9 protein-coding genes and 5 pseudogenes are annotated in these 17311 nt (G+C 61.0%); 6 read left to right on the forward strand and 8 right to left on the reverse strand.

Annotated features, from left to right (window positions below; all coding sequences use genetic code 11):
* Nucleotides 1–169 precede the first annotated feature (169 nt).
* Both mprF and B6V73_RS19810 read left to right on the forward strand, forming a co-directional pair.
* Nucleotides 170–2776: a bifunctional lysylphosphatidylglycerol flippase/synthetase MprF gene (mprF, locus tag B6V73_RS19805; protein WP_088726251.1), complete on the forward strand. Its 2607-nt coding sequence runs from the start codon at nt 170–172 to the stop codon at nt 2774–2776.
* Nucleotide 2777: 1 nt separating this feature from the next.
* A complete protein-coding gene (locus tag B6V73_RS19810; RefSeq protein WP_088726252.1) occupies nt 2778–4811 on the forward strand; it encodes a phosphatase PAP2 family protein in 2034 nt (677 codons plus the stop codon).
* A 201-nt stretch (nt 4812–5012) separates the two neighbouring features.
* On the opposite strand, the gene B6V73_RS21355 is transcribed toward B6V73_RS19810, so the two are convergent.
* Entirely contained in the window at nt 5013–5147 is a 135-nt protein-coding gene (locus tag B6V73_RS21355; protein WP_276206805.1) for a hypothetical protein, read from the reverse strand.
* A 21-nt stretch (nt 5148–5168) separates the two neighbouring features.
* Nucleotides 5169–5285 (reverse strand): annotated as a pseudogene (locus B6V73_RS21250) (hypothetical protein); the annotation flags it as partial.
* Between the two features lie 53 nt (nt 5286–5338).
* Here B6V73_RS21250 and B6V73_RS19820 point away from each other — a divergent pair.
* Nucleotides 5339–5514: pseudogene (locus tag B6V73_RS19820) on the forward strand (IS66 family transposase zinc-finger binding domain-containing protein); the annotation flags it as partial.
* Nucleotide 5515: 1 nt separating this feature from the next.
* On the opposite strand, the pseudogene B6V73_RS19825 reads toward B6V73_RS19820, so the two are convergent.
* The 5 genes and pseudogenes from B6V73_RS19825 to B6V73_RS19845 all read right to left on the reverse strand — a co-directional run.
* Nucleotides 5516–5734, reverse strand: a pseudogene (locus B6V73_RS19825) (MFS transporter); the annotation flags it as partial.
* Between the two features lie 16 nt (nt 5735–5750).
* Nucleotides 5751–6779 (reverse strand): annotated as a pseudogene (locus tag B6V73_RS19830) (IS30 family transposase).
* 170 nt (nt 6780–6949) lie between these two features.
* Nucleotides 6950–8332 carry an ISNCY family transposase gene (locus B6V73_RS19835; protein WP_088726254.1) on the reverse strand — a complete coding sequence of 461 codons (1383 nt, stop codon included), beginning with the start codon at nt 8330–8332 and terminating at the stop codon, nt 6950–6952.
* Between the two features lie 104 nt (nt 8333–8436).
* A complete protein-coding gene (locus tag B6V73_RS19840) occupies nt 8437–9429 on the reverse strand; it encodes an IS30 family transposase (RefSeq protein ID WP_088726255.1) in 993 nt (330 codons plus the stop codon).
* A gap of 603 nt (nt 9430–10032) precedes the next feature.
* Nucleotides 10033–11052: a GSU2403 family nucleotidyltransferase fold protein gene (locus B6V73_RS19845; protein WP_088726256.1), complete on the reverse strand. Its 1020-nt coding sequence runs from the start codon at nt 11050–11052 to the stop codon at nt 10033–10035.
* Nucleotides 11053–11426: 374 nt separating this feature from the next.
* Here B6V73_RS19845 and repA point away from each other — a divergent pair, with 374 nt between their 5' ends.
* The 3 genes from repA (at nt 11427) to repC (ending at nt 14947) form a co-directional block, all read left to right on the forward strand.
* A complete protein-coding gene (gene repA / locus B6V73_RS19850) occupies nt 11427–12602 on the forward strand; it encodes a plasmid partitioning protein RepA (RefSeq protein ID WP_088726257.1) in 1176 nt (391 codons plus the stop codon).
* A 4-nt stretch (nt 12603–12606) separates the two neighbouring features.
* Complete coding sequence (gene repB / locus B6V73_RS19855; protein ID WP_088726258.1) at nt 12607–13557, forward strand: plasmid partitioning protein RepB; 951 nt, start codon at nt 12607–12609, stop codon at nt 13555–13557.
* A gap of 175 nt (nt 13558–13732) precedes the next feature.
* The gene (gene repC, locus B6V73_RS19860) at nt 13733–14947 is read left to right on the forward strand and encodes a plasmid replication protein RepC (protein ID WP_088726259.1); all 1215 of its coding nucleotides are present in this window, start codon (nt 13733–13735) and stop codon (nt 14945–14947) included.
* A 1711-nt stretch (nt 14948–16658) separates the two neighbouring features.
* On the opposite strand, the pseudogene B6V73_RS19865 reads toward repC, so the two are convergent.
* Nucleotides 16659–17237: pseudogene (locus B6V73_RS19865) on the reverse strand (tyrosine-type recombinase/integrase); the annotation flags it as partial.
* Between the last annotated feature and the right edge of the window lie 74 nt (nt 17238–17311).

Below are 17311 nucleotides of genomic sequence, written 5' to 3' on the forward strand. Positions count from 1 at the left end.
GGCATCGTCTTCGGCAATCAGGATCTTCATCGCACCATCTTTCGATAACGGACCGGCATTGTCACGGTCGGCCCCGCAAGGTCTGTGCAATTTCTTACGGATTTGTAAGACTTTCACAAAGCAGTTACTCGCGCGCCAAGGCATAGACAAAGAAAATGGGGACGTAACGATGACACTATTTGATCCTGCACAGAAGCGGCCGAGCCTGTCGCGGCTGAAGGCGGTCTGGCCGATCGTGCTGGGTCTTGGCCTCTTCCTGATGGGGCTCTGGGCGTTGCATCACCTGCTGGCCAGCATCGACGTGCGCCAAGTCATCGCGCAGATCAAGGCGACGCCCTGGCCAACGCTGGGCGCTGCGCTGGGCGCGACCGCTTTGGGCTATCTCGCGCTCGTAGGGTATGATTTCTGGGCGCTGCACTATTTCGGAAAGCGCCTGCCGCTACGCACCGTCGCCTTGGGAGGGTTTCTTGGCTACGCCTTCGGCAACACGGTCGGCATCAGCGTGATTTCGGGCGGGGCCGTGCGCTACCGAATCTACTCGGCCGCCGGGCTGAACGCCTTCGAAGTCGCCGGGCTGTCTTCCTATATCGCGGTCGCGATGGGCATGGGGCTGACGCTTGTGGGCGTGCTGGCGCTGGCGATTCACCCCGCGGCGCTTGCCGGCGTGATCTCGGCGTCGGAGGCCGCGATCCGGCTCGGTGCGATCGGGATTTCGGCGCTGATCCTCGGCGGAGCGTTCTGGCTTTCCGTCACAGGGCGCGCGCTGCGTATTCGCGGCTTCGAAATCGCGATGCCCGCGCCGCGGATCCTTCTCGGTCAGCTTGTCGTGGCGCTGTTCGACTCGACCATGGCCTCGCTTGCGCTCTGGGTGCTGATGCCCGAAGGCACGCCGCCCTTCGCGAGTTTCCTGGCGATCTATGCGGCGGCAACTATGGTGGGCGTGCTCAGCCATGTGCCCGGCGGCGTCGGCATCTTCGAGACGGTGGTGATTGCGGCCCTTCCCGCGGGCGTTCCGGTGGGCGCAGCGGCGGCCGGGCTGCTGGCCTTCCGCATGATCTATTTCCTGCTGCCCTTCGCGCTGGCCTTCGCGATCGTATCGATCAACGAGGCCCGCCTTGCCGGTGGCTGGGCTGCGCGCATCTTCGGGGAAATTTCAGAGCCCATGCGCCCGGTCATGGGAGGGGTCGAAGGCGTCGCGCCGCGTATCGCAGGTATCGCAGTCCTTGGGCTTGGTTTCTGGCTGATTATCGTGGCGCTGATGCCCTCGCTGAGCCAGCGCATTGACGATCCCGGGCTGGTCGGCGCGATCCTGGCCGAAGGGGGAACGCTTGCCTGCGCGCTTGCGGGCGTATTGCTGATCGTCCTGTCGCAGGCGCTGGTGCGCCGGGTGCAGCTTGCGCACAGCCTAACGATCGGGACCCTGATCGTGGGTGTCTTTGCCGTTCTTGCCGACGATCTCGACACGGAATCGGCGGTGGTGCTGGGCCTTGCCGCCCTCGCGCTCTGGCCGTTTCGGCGTGCCTTCCACCGGCAAGCGGCGCTCAGCGAGGGCGGCTTCGGACCGATCTGGGTGGCGCTTCTGGCCGGAATGCTGGCCTCTGCAACGATGTTCTTCTTTCTTGCCCACGAGGCGACGCCCTATACCAATGCGCTCTGGCTCGACTTCACGGCAAAATCCGCCACGCCACGTGCACTGCGCGCGGGTTTGCTGGTCAGCGCACTTATGCTGGGGCTGCTGCTCTGGCTCGCATTGCGTCCGTCGCGCAGCTTCGCACTGACGCCCGACCCCGACCAGGATCGCGCCGTGTCAGAGATCCTTGAAACTCAGGACACACCCCAAGGCTGGTTCGCTCTGACCGGAGACAAGCAGGTGGTCTTCTCGTCCGAACGTGACGCGTTCTTGATGTATGCGCGCCGCCACGGTCTTTGCGCCGTTCTGGGCGACCCGGTTGGCCCGCCCGAACCCGCGCGCCAGCTCGCCTGGGACTTCCACGAACGCGCGCGCCGCGAGGGGATCACACCGGTTTTCTACGAGGTCTCGACCAAATACCTGCCGCTCTGGATCGAAATGGGCTACGCGTTGCACAAGATCGGCGAGGAGGCGGTGATCGACCTTCAAAACTTCTCGCTCGCGGGATCGAAATACAAAACGATGCGCGCCGAGCAAAACCGGGCGCTACGTGAAGGGTTCTCATTCGAGATCGTCTCGCCACCGCATGATCCCGCGCTGATCGATGAGCTCCGCGCAATCTCAGATAGCTGGCTTGCAGGGCAAAAGGGCAAGGAGAAGGGGTTCTCGGTCGGTTGCTTCGAACCCAGATATCTGAACCATTGCGAGCTTGCCCTGATCCGGCGCGACGGCCAGATCCTCGGCTTTGCCAATCTGCTTGGCAGCCCCGGAGCGCAGCATTTCGGGATCGATCTGATGCGCTATCGCCCGGAGGCCGCAGACGGCGTGATGCAGTTCCTGTTCCTCGCGCTGATCGAGGCGTTGCGCGATCGAGGTGCGACCGAGCTTAGCCTTGGGCTTGCGCCGCTTGCGGGGCTGTCGGACCGGGTCTCCGCGCGGCTGACGAGCCGTTTGGGCAATCTCATCTACCGACACGGCGGTAGTTTCTACAATTTCGAGGGGCTGCGGCGCTTCAAGCAGAAGTTCCGCCCCGACTGGCGGCCGCGCTACGTAGCATTGCCGCCGGGAACCTCACCCTATCTCGCGTTGACCGAAATCGCCCTTCTAATTTCGGGCGGCGCGCGCAATCTCTTCACGAAAGACTGACATGCTGAGCGCCATTCATCAGGTTCTGCCCTCCCTCGCTGCGTTGGGCATCTTCGGCTACTGGATCATCGCGGCGGCGGCGGCACTCGAAGCTTTTCTCCTCACGGGAATCTTCATTCCCGGCACGCTCATCGTCGATGCGGGCGGCGTGATGGTGCAACAAGGGATGCTTGATCCGTTCGACCTTATCTGGTTCGTCGCGATCGGCTCAATTCTGGGCGGCGAGGCCAGCTGGTGGCTCGGTCGGCACGCGCGCCATGGCATGTTGGGGCGCTGGAAAGTCGAGGAGATGAAGCCCTACAAACGTGCAGAAGAGCTTTTTAAGCGACGGGGCGGCGTAGCACTGGTTATTGGGCGATTTCTTGGCCCGGTGGCAGCATTCGTGCCCTTTGCCGCCGCACTTGCGGGCATGGAACGAAAGAAATTCGGGCTCTGGAACATCCTGAGCGGGTTTCCTTACGCGATTGCGCATGTCGGCTTCGGCTACGCTTTGGGCGCGGGACTCACGACATTCAGCCCGCTGATGACGCGCAATACGCTTTTCTTCCTTGCATTGCTTGTAATCGCCGCGGTGCTTTATTGGACCCTGCGTCGGCTCGATCGCGCCATTCCGCATCTTCTTGAAATGATGGGTGGGCTACTCGACGAGATCGCGCGCCATCCCCGCGTCGACAGCTGGGGTGGCCGTCACCCGCGCGTGGCGAAATGGATTGCGCGCCGGTTGGATCGCAATCATCTGGCAGGGCTGCCGCTGACGCTCGGTGTGCTGGCCTTCGTTTACCTGTTCGCGCTGCTGATCGGTCTTTCGCTCAATTTTCTGCAAGCGGCACCCATCGTGCAGATCGATGCACAATTGGCCGAATTGATGCGCCTGTTCTGGACGCCGGGCCTGATCCAGATATTCATCTGGATCACGGCGCTCGGCGATACGCGCCTGGTGGTGGCGGTGCTTGCGCTTGCACTGACCTGGCTCGCCGTGCTGCGCCGTTTCGATCTTTTTTGGGGGGGCCTGGTCGCGCTCGGGCTCGATCTGGTCTCGGTGGTGATCCTGAAAGCGGGCTTCAGCCGACCGCGTTCGATTCTGGGCTATTTTCAAGAAAGCTCGGGCAGTTTTCCCTCGGGCCACGCGGCGCTTTCGGTCGCCTTCTACGGGATGCTGGTCTTCGTGCTCTGGCGCCTGACGCGGCTTGGCGCGGTGAGCGCGGGCGTTCTCGCTGTGCTCTTTGCGGGGTTGATCGGGCTGAGTCGACTCTATCTGGTCGAACATTACCTTAGCGACGTGATGGCGGGCTGGATCCTTGGGGCGCTTTGCCTTCTGGTTGGGATCTCCATCGCCGAGTGGCTGCGGACGCGTATCCGGGAACACGTATCGCCGCGGCCGCGCTGGCAGATCGGTCTTTTGCTCGCGCTCTCGCTCGGCCTTGGCGGGTTTGCCGTAAAGCGTGTTCACGATTATTCCAAAGCGCTGAACCCGCCGCCGATGGCGGAGCCGCTCATCCAGGTTGCGCAAGGCGCCAATCTGCCGAAATTAAGTGCGGGTTCGCTTGAGGCTCAAAGCCTCGATGCAGAGCACAGCTTTCCGTTGTCACTCGGCATCTGGGCGCACGGCTCCACGCAGATCGCAAGCGCGCTCGAGACGCAGGGTTGGACCCGGGCGGGAACGCCCAGCCTGACCGCGCTCATGCGGGCGGCGTTCGCCTCGGTTCGCGACAAGGCCATGCCGGGAGCAGCTCTCGCACCACTCTTCTGGCGAAATGAGCCGAACGTGCTCGGCTTCAGCAAACCCGGCGCCGAGGCCGAGACGCAGATCCCGAGACTGCGGCTCTGGCAGACACCTTATGTCAATGAAGCTGGGGCGCGGCTCTGGCTTGCCGTGTCCACACGCGATGACGGCCTGCTGACAGACGATGCGAAACACGCCGAGAATATCGCGACCGCTTTGGTGGACGCGCTGAGGAGCTCGGGCGCAGCGCATCTGGCAGGTGGAATTACGTCAAAGGATTCGCGGCCGATTCCGGTGCTGGCGCTGAACTGAGAGACGGTTCTTACAAATCCGTAAGACGCGGGCAAAACGCTTCACGCTCTTGCGGTCGATTGCTGTGTGCATTGATGCCGATGCATCGCAAGCAATGAGAACCTTATGTGAAACCTGCTTCTCTCCGCCGCGCTGATCGAGGTGCCGGTCGCGTCATTTTCAATGTAACCATCCGGCGTGGACCGCACATGGGAGCAATTCTCAGGTCGTACCCTTGGGGGCTTTGGGTTTGCGAGCCCGCGGGGCCCATTTCTTGGCAAGCCGGTTGAAGCGTTCAAGGATGCTGTCGATCCCGGCATCTTCGGCGTCGAAGCCCCCACCGGAACAGTGGAGCATGTCCTCTTGTTGCTCGTGATCGGGATCGGCGAGGGCTTCGAGGAACTCCTCGTAGCCCCAGGCACCGCCGACGTCCTCGGGTGGACAGGCACCGGTCGCCTTGAGAAGCCGCAGTTGCCGAGAAGCGTGATGGGTCAGTCGAGGAGGAGGTGCCTGCGGCGATCGATGCCGCTGTCGCTGAGATCAAGCCTCGTCGTCGCCCGCGCGTTTCGGACACGACACCTCGCGAACGGCGCGAACTCGATCCCGGCTCCTGTTCTCCGACTGTGGTGGCGACCTTCGCGTGGTGGGTGAGGATGTCAGCGAGTTGCTCGACATGGTCGCGGCGCAGATGAAGGTGATCCAGATCGCGCGGGTGAAGAAGTCCTGATCACCGCTAGGACGGCCGCCATACCCCAGACGGCGGCCTTGAAACCGGCAAGACCAAGCAGCGCGGCCCCCAGAAAGAAGCCGAAACCCTTCACGGCATTATTCGATCCGGTCAGCGCGGCCACCCAGCGGAAGAGGCCACCATCCTCGGTTGGGGCCAAGAGCTTGACCGCCGATTTCGACGACATTTTGGCCAGATCCTTGGCCATGTGACCGCTACGTGAAGTACGACTCCTATTTCTTCTGAGGGTAGGGGGATCGCCCCATCTCTTCCATCATCTTTTCGCGGAAGACCTCGGCGGGTGTCTTCCATCCGAGGCATTTTCTGGGTGTCGCGTTGAGGCGGTCACAGATCATTTCCAATTCATGATCTGAGACCGCCGTGATGTCCCGCTTTCTCGGCAGCCACCTTCGGGCGCGTCGGTTTGTGTTCTCGACCGTGCCTTTCTGCCACGGACTGGACGGATCACAGAACCACGTCCGCGTCCCGATCTCAGATTGCAGGTGCGGCCAGCTGACGAACTCTGTGCCACGGTCGAATGTGATTGAACGACGCGCGACGTGGGGCAGGTCGCGGACAGCCTTCATGATCTTAGCCATCACCGGCTTGGTGCGCTTGTTAGGGTTCTTAAGCAGAACGGTAAATCGGCTCACGCGTTCGACCAAGGACGTCACGTTCGATTGCCCAAGATTCTGTTTGAACAGCATCAAATCGCCTTCCCAGTGCCCGAACTGGCGTCGGTGCGCCACGTCGTCGGGGCGGAACAGGATGCTGACATCACGGCCAAATTTTGGCGGAAGGCGCTTTCTGGCGCGACGTAGCCTGCGGGACTTGCGGTGCTCGGGCAGGTACCACCACAGTTCCTGCGCCATGCCCTCCTCTGAGTAGATGTAGCGGTAGATGGTTTCTTGACAGACACGCAGTTTTGCGCCTTCATAGATCATTCGGTTTCCGATCTGTTCCGGCGTCCAACCTTACTTGATGCGTGCAATGACTGCCTTGCACAGCTCCGGGTGACGGATCAGCTTGCGTTGCACAGACCGGCGCTTGTCCGTCTGCAATTGAGCAGCATTCCCGAAGTAGCCGGCGTACTTCTTCGGAAATGCATCATCGGCCCAGAAATTGCGTTTGATCTCGCGAAAGATCGTCGATTTGTGGCGCTTCAAAACGCGCGCCATCTCTCTCACGGGCACCTTCGCGTGCCACCAGTTCTCGATCTTACGGCGTTCCGACAACGAAAGTTGCGTATAAACAGATCCCATGCGATATTCCCTCATTAGATAACCCATTGGTTTCTTATAGGAGTCGCACTTCAGGGTAGCGCGCTCCGCTACACAAGGTGTTGCAACCAAGTAGAAATGTCACCGGGGTTGCAAAGCAGAAATGTCACCGTTGAGCGCTGACGCTAGCGCAGCCTGACAGGGCGGAGACCTCATATATCGCAGCTCTGGCTGGCTGCGCGGGCTTCCCGCTCGGCGCGTTTGCGGGCGTAGTAAGCGTCGAGCTTCGAAGGCCTTCCCGGCGACTTACGGCCCGACTTCTTGTAGCCGTTCTTTGCGCTGACGGGTTTGACTTTCGTCGGTGATGCGGCCTTGTCCTGCTCTTCCTTGATGTGCGCGAGAACCGCTCTGAGATGTTTGTTCTCAGTGATCGCGGCATGGGTTACGCGTTGCTGGTGTGGGTCGAACACCGTGTGGGGCAGGGCAACGCCCGTGGCACGGACCTGGATGCGCCCGTCCGCGTATTCGTAGGTGTCGACATATTTGCCGACCAGGCCGCGCGTCAGGTCGTTGACCTCGAGCCGGATGCGCTTGCGATCATACTTCAGGGTCAGATCCTTTGTTACATAGCGCTTGTCGCGCAGGCAGAAGACCTCGGCCAGGCGATCCGGTTCGATGTTGAGCGCGCGATGCAGATTGTCTGGGCGCGCCGGCGCCTTCGCGAACTTGGCGTTATAGCGCTCCATAAAGCGGGGAAGGAAAGCATTGCCCGCCACCATATCCGAGATGCCGGCCAGCCGAAGTTCCTTCACCAGCCGGTCTTGTAGCGTGCGGTTGGCACGTTCAACGCGGCCTTTGGCCTGGCTCGAATTGGCGCACAGAATCTCGATGTTCAACTCTGCCAGCGCGCGGCCGAACTGGGTCATGCCGGTCATGTGCTGACTGGGCTTCGGAATACGGAAGACCGTGTGCTTGTCGCTATAGAAGGCCACCGGCCGGCCATGGTTGTACAGATAGCTTTCCAGCGCCTTGAAATAGGAAAACGTGCTTTCCGATGGCACAAAGCGGAGTTCCATCAATGTGCTGGTCGCATCGTCGATGAAGACGAGCAGGGTGCAAGGATCGCCCCGATCCTCAAACCAGCGGTGCTCGGAACCGTCGATCTGGATCAGCTCGCCGAAACATTCCCGGCGCAGGCGCGGCTGGTGGAATGTTCGGCGCTGCTTGCGTGACAGCCAGAGCCCATCCTCGACCATCCATTTGCGGACCGTCTCGCGCGAGACCCGGAACCCGTGTTGTTCCGCCAGCATCTCGGCCGTCAGCGTCGGCCCGAAATCCGCGTAGTTCTCTTTGATGAGGGTCAGCGCGTAGGCGCGCTTTGCTTTGTGAATGCGGTTGTTCGGAGGCTTGCCGCGTGCCTTGTGTCGGATCGCCGCGACGCCATCCGATCTGTATCGCTTCAGAAGCCTGAAGACCTGGCGCCGGGTCAAGCCCAGCATGTTCGCGCCATTCTCGACAGTCAGGCGTCCGTCATCAATCTGTGCCAGCACTTCGATACGATTCAACTCGCGCGCGCTCATCATCACCCATCCCATGCCCGATCTCCCTCAGTGTTTGGGGGAGAGTGACATTCCTGAATTGCTCATGGGTGACATTTTAGCTTTGCGGTGGAGGCTCAAGGGTGGTTGCGACAGTTCCGCTATCTGAGCTTCATCATTTCGTCCCTGAAGGCTTCCACCGGTGTCCTCCACCCCAAGCACTTCCTCGGGGTTCCGTTCAGGCGGTCGCAAATCGCCTTCATATTGCGATTTGAGAGCGCCGCCACGGGCGTGTCCCGTGGCAGGTAGCGCCGGGCCCGCTTGTTCAGGTTTTCGACCGACCCTTTCTGCCAGGGAGCCTGAGGATCACAGAACCAGACCTCGGTACCGATCCCGGGCTTGAGCTTGCGCCAGCTGCGGAACTCGATCCCCCGGTCGAAGGTGATCGACTGGCGCGCCGGTTGGGGCAGGGTTTCCATCACCGCCATGAGCCGGTTCATCAGATGCGTGGTGCTCCGGTCGTTGTTGCGGAACAGGACGGCGAAGCGGGTCTTGCGCTCGACCAGAGAGGCGATGTTCGCGTTGCCCTGGGCGCGCTCGAAGATCATAAGATCACCTTCCCAGTCCCCGAACGTCTCGCGGGTCTTTACGTAATCCGGGCGCTGGTGGATTGACCTTTCTGGCGGGAAAACCAGACCTCGCGGCCTACGGGCGTGACGCGGCTGACGCTTTCTCCGCCGCGTGGGAAGGTGCCGTGCGAGTTCCTCGGACTGGCCATCCGGACCGTAGACGAAAGCGTAGATCGTCTCGTGACTGACACGCATGGTCTGACCTTCGAATGTCAGGCGTCCTGCAATCTGCTCGGGAGACCAACCAACCTTCAACTGCGCGATCACTGACTGGCGCAGATCCGGATGCCGAGCGAGCTTGCGCCGTCTGGCGCGTCGATCCGTAGCCGATTTCTGGGCCACCATTCCGTAGTAACCGCTGAGATACGGCAGCTCCTCGTCAACAAAGCCGTTCCGCTTGATCTCACGGTAGATGCTTGATCGGTGCCGACCGAGCTCTTCTGCGATCTCCCGGATCGGCATCTTCGCGTTCAGCATGTCCTCGATCCCGCGCCGTTCGACCAGATCCAATTCTGTGTGGGTCATCTTCCGTCTCCTTGCTTTCCAAGAAGATAGGGGATTTGTCGCAAGCCAGTTTAGAATGTGCCCGGCTACACAAGGGGGAGCGCATAATAAATATTATGTAAATAATACTTTGGTTATTAGTAATGCCATCTGACTGCTCCGTATTTGATACAGGAACATCATGGCTCAGCGGGCGCGCTGCAACAGTTTTATCTCCCCAGGCACGGTCATTGCTTCAATCGAGCTGAGGCCGGTCAGTGGAACTTGTTACCCATACATTCTCGTGATGTCGCCCCGTCCTCACTCGCGAGATTGAATTGGGTTTTTCGACCGGACACTAAGGTGAGCACGATTTTTGAACATACTGGCCCGCAAACACGGGATTTCGGCATTTACAGCTCCATTCGAGCGTTTTTCGGCTGCCTTCGCAGCTGCAGCACGCATGTCGCGCCTGTCGAATGAATTGATGCTGCAGAACGTGTCGGGCGAAGCGCTCCGTCGGCGCCTTCTCGTCGAGATGAACGACGCGAATCGTTGAATGTGCCCCCTGCCCTCCCCGGGCAAGCGAGCGTTCGAGACCCTTCGCCCCGTGCGGCTGTTCTTGCGTTTTCGAGGCCTCCAGCCCTACCCAAGATTTGCGAGCCGCCCCGCCGTCTCCGGCATGTGGGCAAGCGTCGCCTCCAGCCGGGTGCGCCAGCGTGGGCCGCGAGATTGGGCGTCCTGCCAGGCTTCGGCCAGCTCGTCGGGGCGGTCTTGCGCCAGCACCTCGATCAGGAAGGCCGCCTGCGCCCGGTCCTTCGCGGATTTGCCCCGGTCCGGGCCTTCACGGCGGCGGTCGGCCACGATCAGCTTGTGGATCGCGAACCGCTCGGGGCGCGGGATCTGCACCAAGACACCGGAGCGGTAGAGCGCCACCGCCGGGATTGGCTCTGCGATCAGGTAATTGAGATAGTTCAGCGCTTGCGCGGAGACGCCGAGCGCGGGCAGCGGCTTCACCGTCTCGTCGCCGAAGGCGGGCGTCAGGAACTCAACCATGACCTCCGACCGGCTCTGCCGCCATTTCCAGACTTGTCGGTCCTGAAGCCCCGGAACGGGGTCGAATTTTAGCGCCGAGAGGATGTCCCCCGGATTTTCTTCGACCTTATCCTGCAGCGCGACCGAAAGGCGTTGGAAGCTTGCGAGGTCGATATCGCCGGTCTGGGCCAGCGTCTCGGTGTCCATCCGCACGCCCAGCTCGCCCTGATAGAGCGCGAAGGCCGCGGTGCCGATCAGCGTGCCGCCAAGGCGGAACATCCCTGCCCGCGCGAAGGCGAGAAACAGCGAGCCGGTTTCGCGGTCGGTGGTGATATAGCCCTCGGCACGCAGGATCCGGGTCAGCCGCGTCATGCGCTGCCGGCGCGCCTGCGCATCGGATTTCAGGGCTGCCGCCCGCGCCAGCCGGTCGCGTAGCTCCGGACTGTCGTCGCCGAGATAGCGGCTGCGCGTCTCGGTTCCGATCCGGAGCCGCTCGTAAAGATAGGTCCGGTCGCCGCGACGGCGCTCCTCGATCGCGCCGGTCACTTCGGCGGCGCGATCGTCGAGATGCAGGCGCAGCAGGTCATGATAGGCCGTCTGCGCGGTCTGACTATGCGAGATGATGTCCATTGCGGCCTCATGTGCGACAAGTTTCAGCTTGTCGCATATTGGCGCGTGTGCAACAAGTTATAATTTGTCGCACACGCCTGTCCCAGTCCCAGGCCGAGCTGCGGCACAACCGTGAGAGAATCGGAAAGAGGCTGGTTGTCGCGAAGAGCCTTTCGGCAGCCATCTCACCGGCTCCGGGTCAATTTACGCCAACCAGACCCTTGGTTAGTGTCTTCGCGAGCACGTTTCGCTAGATATTGCTCTCGAATTTGTGGGATTCTGGTCGCGCCTCCCAAAAAAACTCTTGCCAGACTCGGCTCGTTCAAGTGAATTATACGGAAAAGAACGAATGAGACGCCTAAAAGCGTAACAAGCGCAGAGGCGAGAGGGCAGAGATGACGGAACATATGCGGATCGATCAGATCGTCGGACAACATGCTGAGCGTTTGTCCGAGCAACTGCAAGAGCACCGTCGTGCCCTGTTTCCCCCGGATACCAAGCGGGAATTGCGCAAGTTCACCTCCGGCGAGGTGGCACAGCTCCTTGGCGTGAAAGATGCTTACCTGCGCAAGCTTCATCTCGACGGGCGCGGCCCCGAACCCGAGATTCGCGCGGGCGGGCGGCGGTATTACAGCCCACATGATGTTCAGGCGCTGCGCGAGATGCTGGAAAAGGGCGCCAAGACGCCCGGCACCTACCTTCCGGGGCGGCGCGAGGGCGATCATCTGCAGGTGATCTCGGTCATCAACTTCAAGGGGGGGTCCGGCAAGACCACTACCTCGGCACATCTGGCGCAGAAACTTGCGCTCGACGGTTACCGGGTGCTGGCGATCGACCTCGACCCGCAGGCCTCTTTTTCCGCGCTGCACGGCTTTCAGCCCGAATTCGACCTGCTCGACGGGGGCACGCTTTACGACGCGATCCGCTATGACGATCCGGTGCCGCTGAAGGACGTGATCCAGAAGACCTATTTCACCAATCTCGACATCATCCCCGGCAATCTCGATCTCATGGAGTTCGAGCATGACACGCCGCGGGTGCTGGCACAGGGCTCGCGCGAGCTGTTCTTCACCCGGGTCGGCGATGCGCTCGGCACGGTGGAGGCGGACTACGACGTGGTCGTCCTCGACTGTCCGCCGCAGCTGGGCTTCCTGACGATGTCGGCGCTTTCGGCGGCGACGGCGGTGCTGGTGACGGTACATCCGCAGATGCTCGACGTGATGTCGATGTGTCAGTTCCTGCTGATGACCTCGAACCTTCTGGGCGTCGTGGCCGAAGCGGGGGGCGACATGTCCTATGACTGGCTGCGCTATCTCGTGACCCGCTACGAACCCGGAGACGGCCCGCAAAATCAAATGGTTAGCTTCATGCGCTCTATGTTCGGGGAGCATGTGCTGAACCACCCTGCCCTAAAGTCCACCGCGATCTCGGATGCGGGAATCACCAAGCAGACGCTCTACGAGGTGGAGAAATCGCAATTCACCCGTTCGACCTATGAACGTGCACTTGAGAGTCTCAATTCAGTGAATAGCGAGATCGAGGACCTTATCCAGAAAGCGTGGAGGCGCTGACATCATGGCACGCAAGAACCTGCTCGACGGACTGATGAACGCAAGAAACGAGGCGGAGGCGAGCGCTCGCAAAGCTGCCGGCGCCCCTGCCCCGGCCGACAGACCCGCTGCGTCCCCGCCGCGGCGTCAGACCGGCGCGATCGGCGCCGTCAGTCAGTCGCTGGCCGAGCTGCGCACCCGCGCGCTTGTCGAGGTGCCCACCGACATGATCGACGATGCGGGATTGAAGGACCGGTTCGATCCCGATCCGGAAGGTATTGCGCAACTAATGGAGAGCTTGCGCGAGTACGGCCAGCAAGTGCCGGTGATGCTACGGCATTCGCCAAGCCACGAGGGTCGCTACGAAATCGTCTATGGCCGGCGTCGCGTTCAAGCATTGCGACAGCTTGGAATGCCGGTTCGAGCGATGGTGCGCGAGCTTGACGATCGCGAACTCATTGTCGCGCAGGGGCAGGAAAATTCTGTGCGCAAGGATCTGAGCTTTATCGAGAAGGCAACATTCGCGCTCAAAATGATAGAGGGCTGCTTTGAGCGTAAAGTAGTCTGCGAAGCCCTTAACATAAACAAGTCTGAATTGAGCCGTCTGGAAGGGGTCGCTAAAGCGATTCCGGAATCGGTAATCAAGGCGATTGGATCTGCGCCATCAGTTGGTCGCGCGCGCTGGATAACATTGTCAAAGCGGATCGGTGATCGTCCCGTCGATCAAATCGTGGCGCTTGCGTCTGGCGACACCAGCGATGCTCGGTTCAAGGCTGTGTTTGACGCACTTGCGTCGGAACAAAGTTCCGAACCGAAGGTCAAGAAGATCATCACGAAAAATGGCGTGCTTCTCGCAGAGGCGCAGCGGCGTGGCGGCAAGCCCGTGATGACGCTCCACGATGATAGTTTCGCCGATTGGCTGCGCGAGAACATGGCGCGGCTCCACGAGGAATTCTCCTGCAAAGACGGGGAATGACTAGAAGACCGCAACGATAAAAAGGAGGCACATCGAGACAAAAAAGAGACCCCCCAGGACATGACATCCCGAAGGGCCGTTCTTTCTCGCACTCTGAACGTATCCTGAGCAGTTGACTCCTGTCAACAACCGCCATGTCCGCGGAGCGATCTTTCATGTCTTTGTGACAGACAGGATGCAACATATTTCACAAACCCCGTTCGGGCGGAGCCTGAACAAAGGGGATTTGAGGGCCGCCGAGATGCTCGACGCGCCCCTGCCCCAGCTTGCCCGCGACAAATGGGCCGTGATGCGCGATCTGACGGTCGCACGCGCGGCGTTCGGTGTCAGTGATCGCGATCTGGCGGTGCTGAACGCGCTGCTATCCTTTCACCCGCACCCGACACTGGCCGAGGGCGACGGCACGATCGTCTTCCCCTCCAACGCTTCGCTCTCCGAGCGCGCCCATGGGATGCCTGAGAGCACGCTGCGGCGGCATCTGGCGGCGCTGGTGAAGTCCGGCCTCGTGATCCGCCATGACAGCCCCAACGGCAAGCGCTACGCCCGCCGCGCCGGCGAACAGCTCCAGGTGGCGTTTGGCTTTGATCTACGCCCCCTACTCTTGCGCGAGGCGGAGATCGGGCAGGCCGCACAGGCGACCCGGGACGCGCAGGCACGCTACAAGGCGCTGCGCGAGGCCGTGGTGCTGATCCTGCGCGACGTCGCCCAGCTGATCGAATATGGCCGCGAGGCGGTCTCCGCGAATTGGAACGCGCTCTCCGACATGCTTGCGCTGATGAACCGTGAGATGCGGCGCAAGCTCGGGCTTGAGGAAATGACGGACATGCATCTTCGCGCGAACGACCTGCGGGAGAAGGCTAAGACCTTTATTCCGAAAGAAAAAACAAAAGATATGAGCGGCAAAGGCATTAATAATGAGCGGCACATACAAGATTCAAACATAAATCTATACGAATCTGAATCTTCCAAAGAAATGGAAGAAGTGGCGGCGGGGTCGCCCTTGCCCTCCTCGTTAGACGATTTGAACCCGTCAGGGCCAGAAAAGGAAATCGAAGCGCCGAAATTGCCGCTGTGGCTCGTTTTGCAAGCCTGTCCGGATGCACGAGACTATTCGCCCGAACCGATCCGGTCTTGGGACGATCTGATTGCGCGGGCCGAATTCGTTCACCCTATGATGGGCATTTCGCCTTCCGCCTGGGTCGAGGCGACGCGACACATGGGCGCCACCAACGCGGCGATCACCGTCCTCGCGATGCTTCAGCGCTCCGAGGAGATCCATAACCCCGGCGGCTACCTTCGCGCGCTCTCGGGCAAAGCGGCAGACGGCGGCTTCAGCCCCGGTCCGATGGTAATGGCCCTGATGCAGACGCGAAATGCGCAAGCAGTGTGATGTCGGTGCGCTTGGGCGAAGGCTGAAGTGGGCGTGGCGAGGCTGGGAGGTCGATGTCCCCTGCCCTTCTCCGGAGGCAGAACGGCGGAGCGCCATGCCTGCGGTCGGGACGGTCGCAGCTTTCCCGCTATTTCGCTTGCGTAGCCAGCGCGCACAAGCTCCCATGACGTGCTGTGGTGGGAGGATAATCGATCGCGTCTCGACAGCACGCCCATTGCGGGGCCTCTGCTCGTTTGTCAGCTGTCGATGTTTTGGCGGTGGAAAGCGGCCGAGAGAGAAGGTGTAGGCCAAGAGGGTTTCAGAATTGCCCCCCTAACCTTCCCGCTCATAAGCTCGGGCTTGCCGTTCGCCAGCTGGTCTGAACCTCGATGTTAGGCTTGCAACCGGTCATCCCAAGGCAGCCTCGGTTTGAAACCTGCTTGGGGTAGCAGCAAGAAGTAGGAGGAGCAGGCACGAACGGCTCCCGAAGGAGCCGCCGACCTAAAGTCGTAATAGGTCTGAAGTCTTGCTGGCGAGGTCCACGCGTTTTGGCGGAGCGAAGGCCTTGCGTGATCTCGCCTGCAGGGTCTATCGAATGGAAAATAGAATCGCCCTGCCCTTCTCCGAAGCAACCTTCCGTTCCGCTCGAGCAGTTTCTGGGTTCGTCAGCGTCTCATTCCCCGGAGATAAAGTTGACTGCTGTCAACATAACTCCGCAGCCTTGTGAAACTCGCCAAGCTCAATAGGGCCTGCATATTTACCCGCGAGTGCCGAGCGAATGCTTCCGCGCCAAGCTTCGCGAAGAGCTTGTGGTGACGCTAAACTCTCCAGCCCACTTTTAGAAATTCGCTATGAGAATTTGGTAGCGCGACCGGCTAAACCCATCCACCGTGTTGACGGCTGTCAACTCCGAGATCTCTCTGAGTTAATAGGCATCAAGACCGGCCCCTGTTCCCACCGGTGGCAGCAAAGTGCACCCTTTGGGCCAAGCGCTTCGTCATCGGCTGTAGTGGAAATCGCGCCCCGCGCCTGTCATCCGCACTGCGCGACGGGACAACGTGACAGGATGGATTGGATGCCACCGATCCCAAGTTGACGGCTGTCAACTTTTGGCGTCGATCTGCCAAGTCACCAGCTCGGGCTTGCCGTTCGCGAAGCATGAGTCAGCACTCCGCGAACGGGTTCTCCGACGCCGCGCGCAGCAAGCGTGAGCAGTCCAGCGCCAGCACTCTGCTCCAACGGAAGGCGATACTGGGCCGCGCTCGGTTGAAATGTCCTCGTGCCGGAGGCGTGCTTCGTCAGCGAGCTTGTGTTGTGGAGTCTCAATGCAGCTTGCAATGAGCACAAACGGCGTACATTTCACCGGCCGATGTTTTGTGGTGGTCTGTGTCTAACACAAGAGAGTTCAATGTCCGGCGGACAGCCGGGGTCGAGTCGATCGTTTCTGACCATCCGCCCGGTTCGCCGCGGGCTCAAATACCGAGGTGCGCTCACGCGACCCACTCGTGCGCCCGACAGCAAGACGTTCACGATAAGCAAAACGCACTCTCGCGTAAAGTCGCCAATCTCGGCAGCGCCCGGTGTATGGCACGACCCAAGCCTGCCGTGCGCGACGTCCAAATGCCCCCGTGTATCCCAGAGATTATAAGCTATATGAAACGCGATTAACCACGCCGACGAGCGTCAACGGTGCACCCAGTTGACGGCTGTCAACTTCTCCAACGCGCTGCGATCAAAGCCCCGCCGCCTTCGTGAGGTTCACCCGGAATCGATCGCGACGGCGTTGGTAGCGGCGTGTCATCTCCGCCGAGGCGTGGCCAAGATGTTTCTGCACATGACGCTCGTCCACCTCGGCCCAGCTCGCGAGACCCGCGCGCAGGCTGTGACCAGAGAACAGTGCGAGCCGTTCCGCCTCGGGCAGGTCGCTGCGGATGCCCGCTGCAAGAACGGTCTGCTTTATCAGCCGGGCGACGTGGCGATCGTTGAGCCGCGCGTCGAGCGCTCGGGTCCCGTCGCGCGACACCCGTACGAAAAGCGGACCGAAGCCGATTTTAGCGAAGTGCAGCCACTGCTCGAGCGCGTGGACTGGACAGCTCTGATCCGAGGTGCCGCGGCCGACCTCGACCTCGCGCCAACCAGTCTTTGCGTTCAGCGTCAGCACCACGCCGTCTTTCAGAATTTCGACCCAGCCACGGCCATCGATTGTGTCGTCGCGCGCGTGATCAAGACCCGTAATTTCCGACCGCCGCAAGCCTCCGGCATAGCCGAGCAGCAGGATCGCGCGGTCGCGCAGACCCCGCAAATCGTGGGGAGTGGGCAAAACCTGGGGGTGTCTGTGTATGCTGGTGGTTCATTGAGAGAGGAACTACTATGGACGTGCGGATT

The organism is Thioclava sp. JM3 (genome assembly GCF_002213185.1).
Taxonomy (GTDB): domain Bacteria; phylum Pseudomonadota; class Alphaproteobacteria; order Rhodobacterales; family Rhodobacteraceae; genus Thioclava; species Thioclava nitratireducens.

Excerpts from the sequence above, each read along its gene's own strand:
- mprF (WP_088726251.1), top strand. The coding sequence starts at position 170 with ATGACACTATTTGATCCTGCACAGAAGCGGCCGAGCCTGTCGCGGCTG.
- B6V73_RS19810 (WP_088726252.1), top strand. The coding sequence starts at position 2,778 with ATGCTGAGCGCCATTCATCAGGTTCTGCCCTCCCTCGCTGCGTTGGGC.
- B6V73_RS21355 (WP_276206805.1), bottom strand. The coding sequence starts at position 5,147 with ATGCTCCACTGTTCCGGTGGGGGCTTCGACGCCGAAGATGCCGGGATC.
- B6V73_RS19835 (WP_088726254.1), bottom strand. The coding sequence starts at position 8,332 with ATGGGATGGGTGATGATGAGCGCGCGCGAGTTGAATCGTATCGAAGTG.
- B6V73_RS19840 (WP_088726255.1), bottom strand. The coding sequence starts at position 9,429 with ATGACCCACACAGAATTGGATCTGGTCGAACGGCGCGGGATCGAGGAC.
- B6V73_RS19845 (WP_088726256.1), bottom strand. The coding sequence starts at position 11,052 with ATGGACATCATCTCGCATAGTCAGACCGCGCAGACGGCCTATCATGAC.
- repA (WP_088726257.1), top strand. The coding sequence starts at position 11,427 with ATGACGGAACATATGCGGATCGATCAGATCGTCGGACAACATGCTGAG.
- repB (WP_088726258.1), top strand. The coding sequence starts at position 12,607 with ATGGCACGCAAGAACCTGCTCGACGGACTGATGAACGCAAGAAACGAG.
- repC (WP_088726259.1), top strand. The coding sequence starts at position 13,733 with ATGCAACATATTTCACAAACCCCGTTCGGGCGGAGCCTGAACAAAGGG.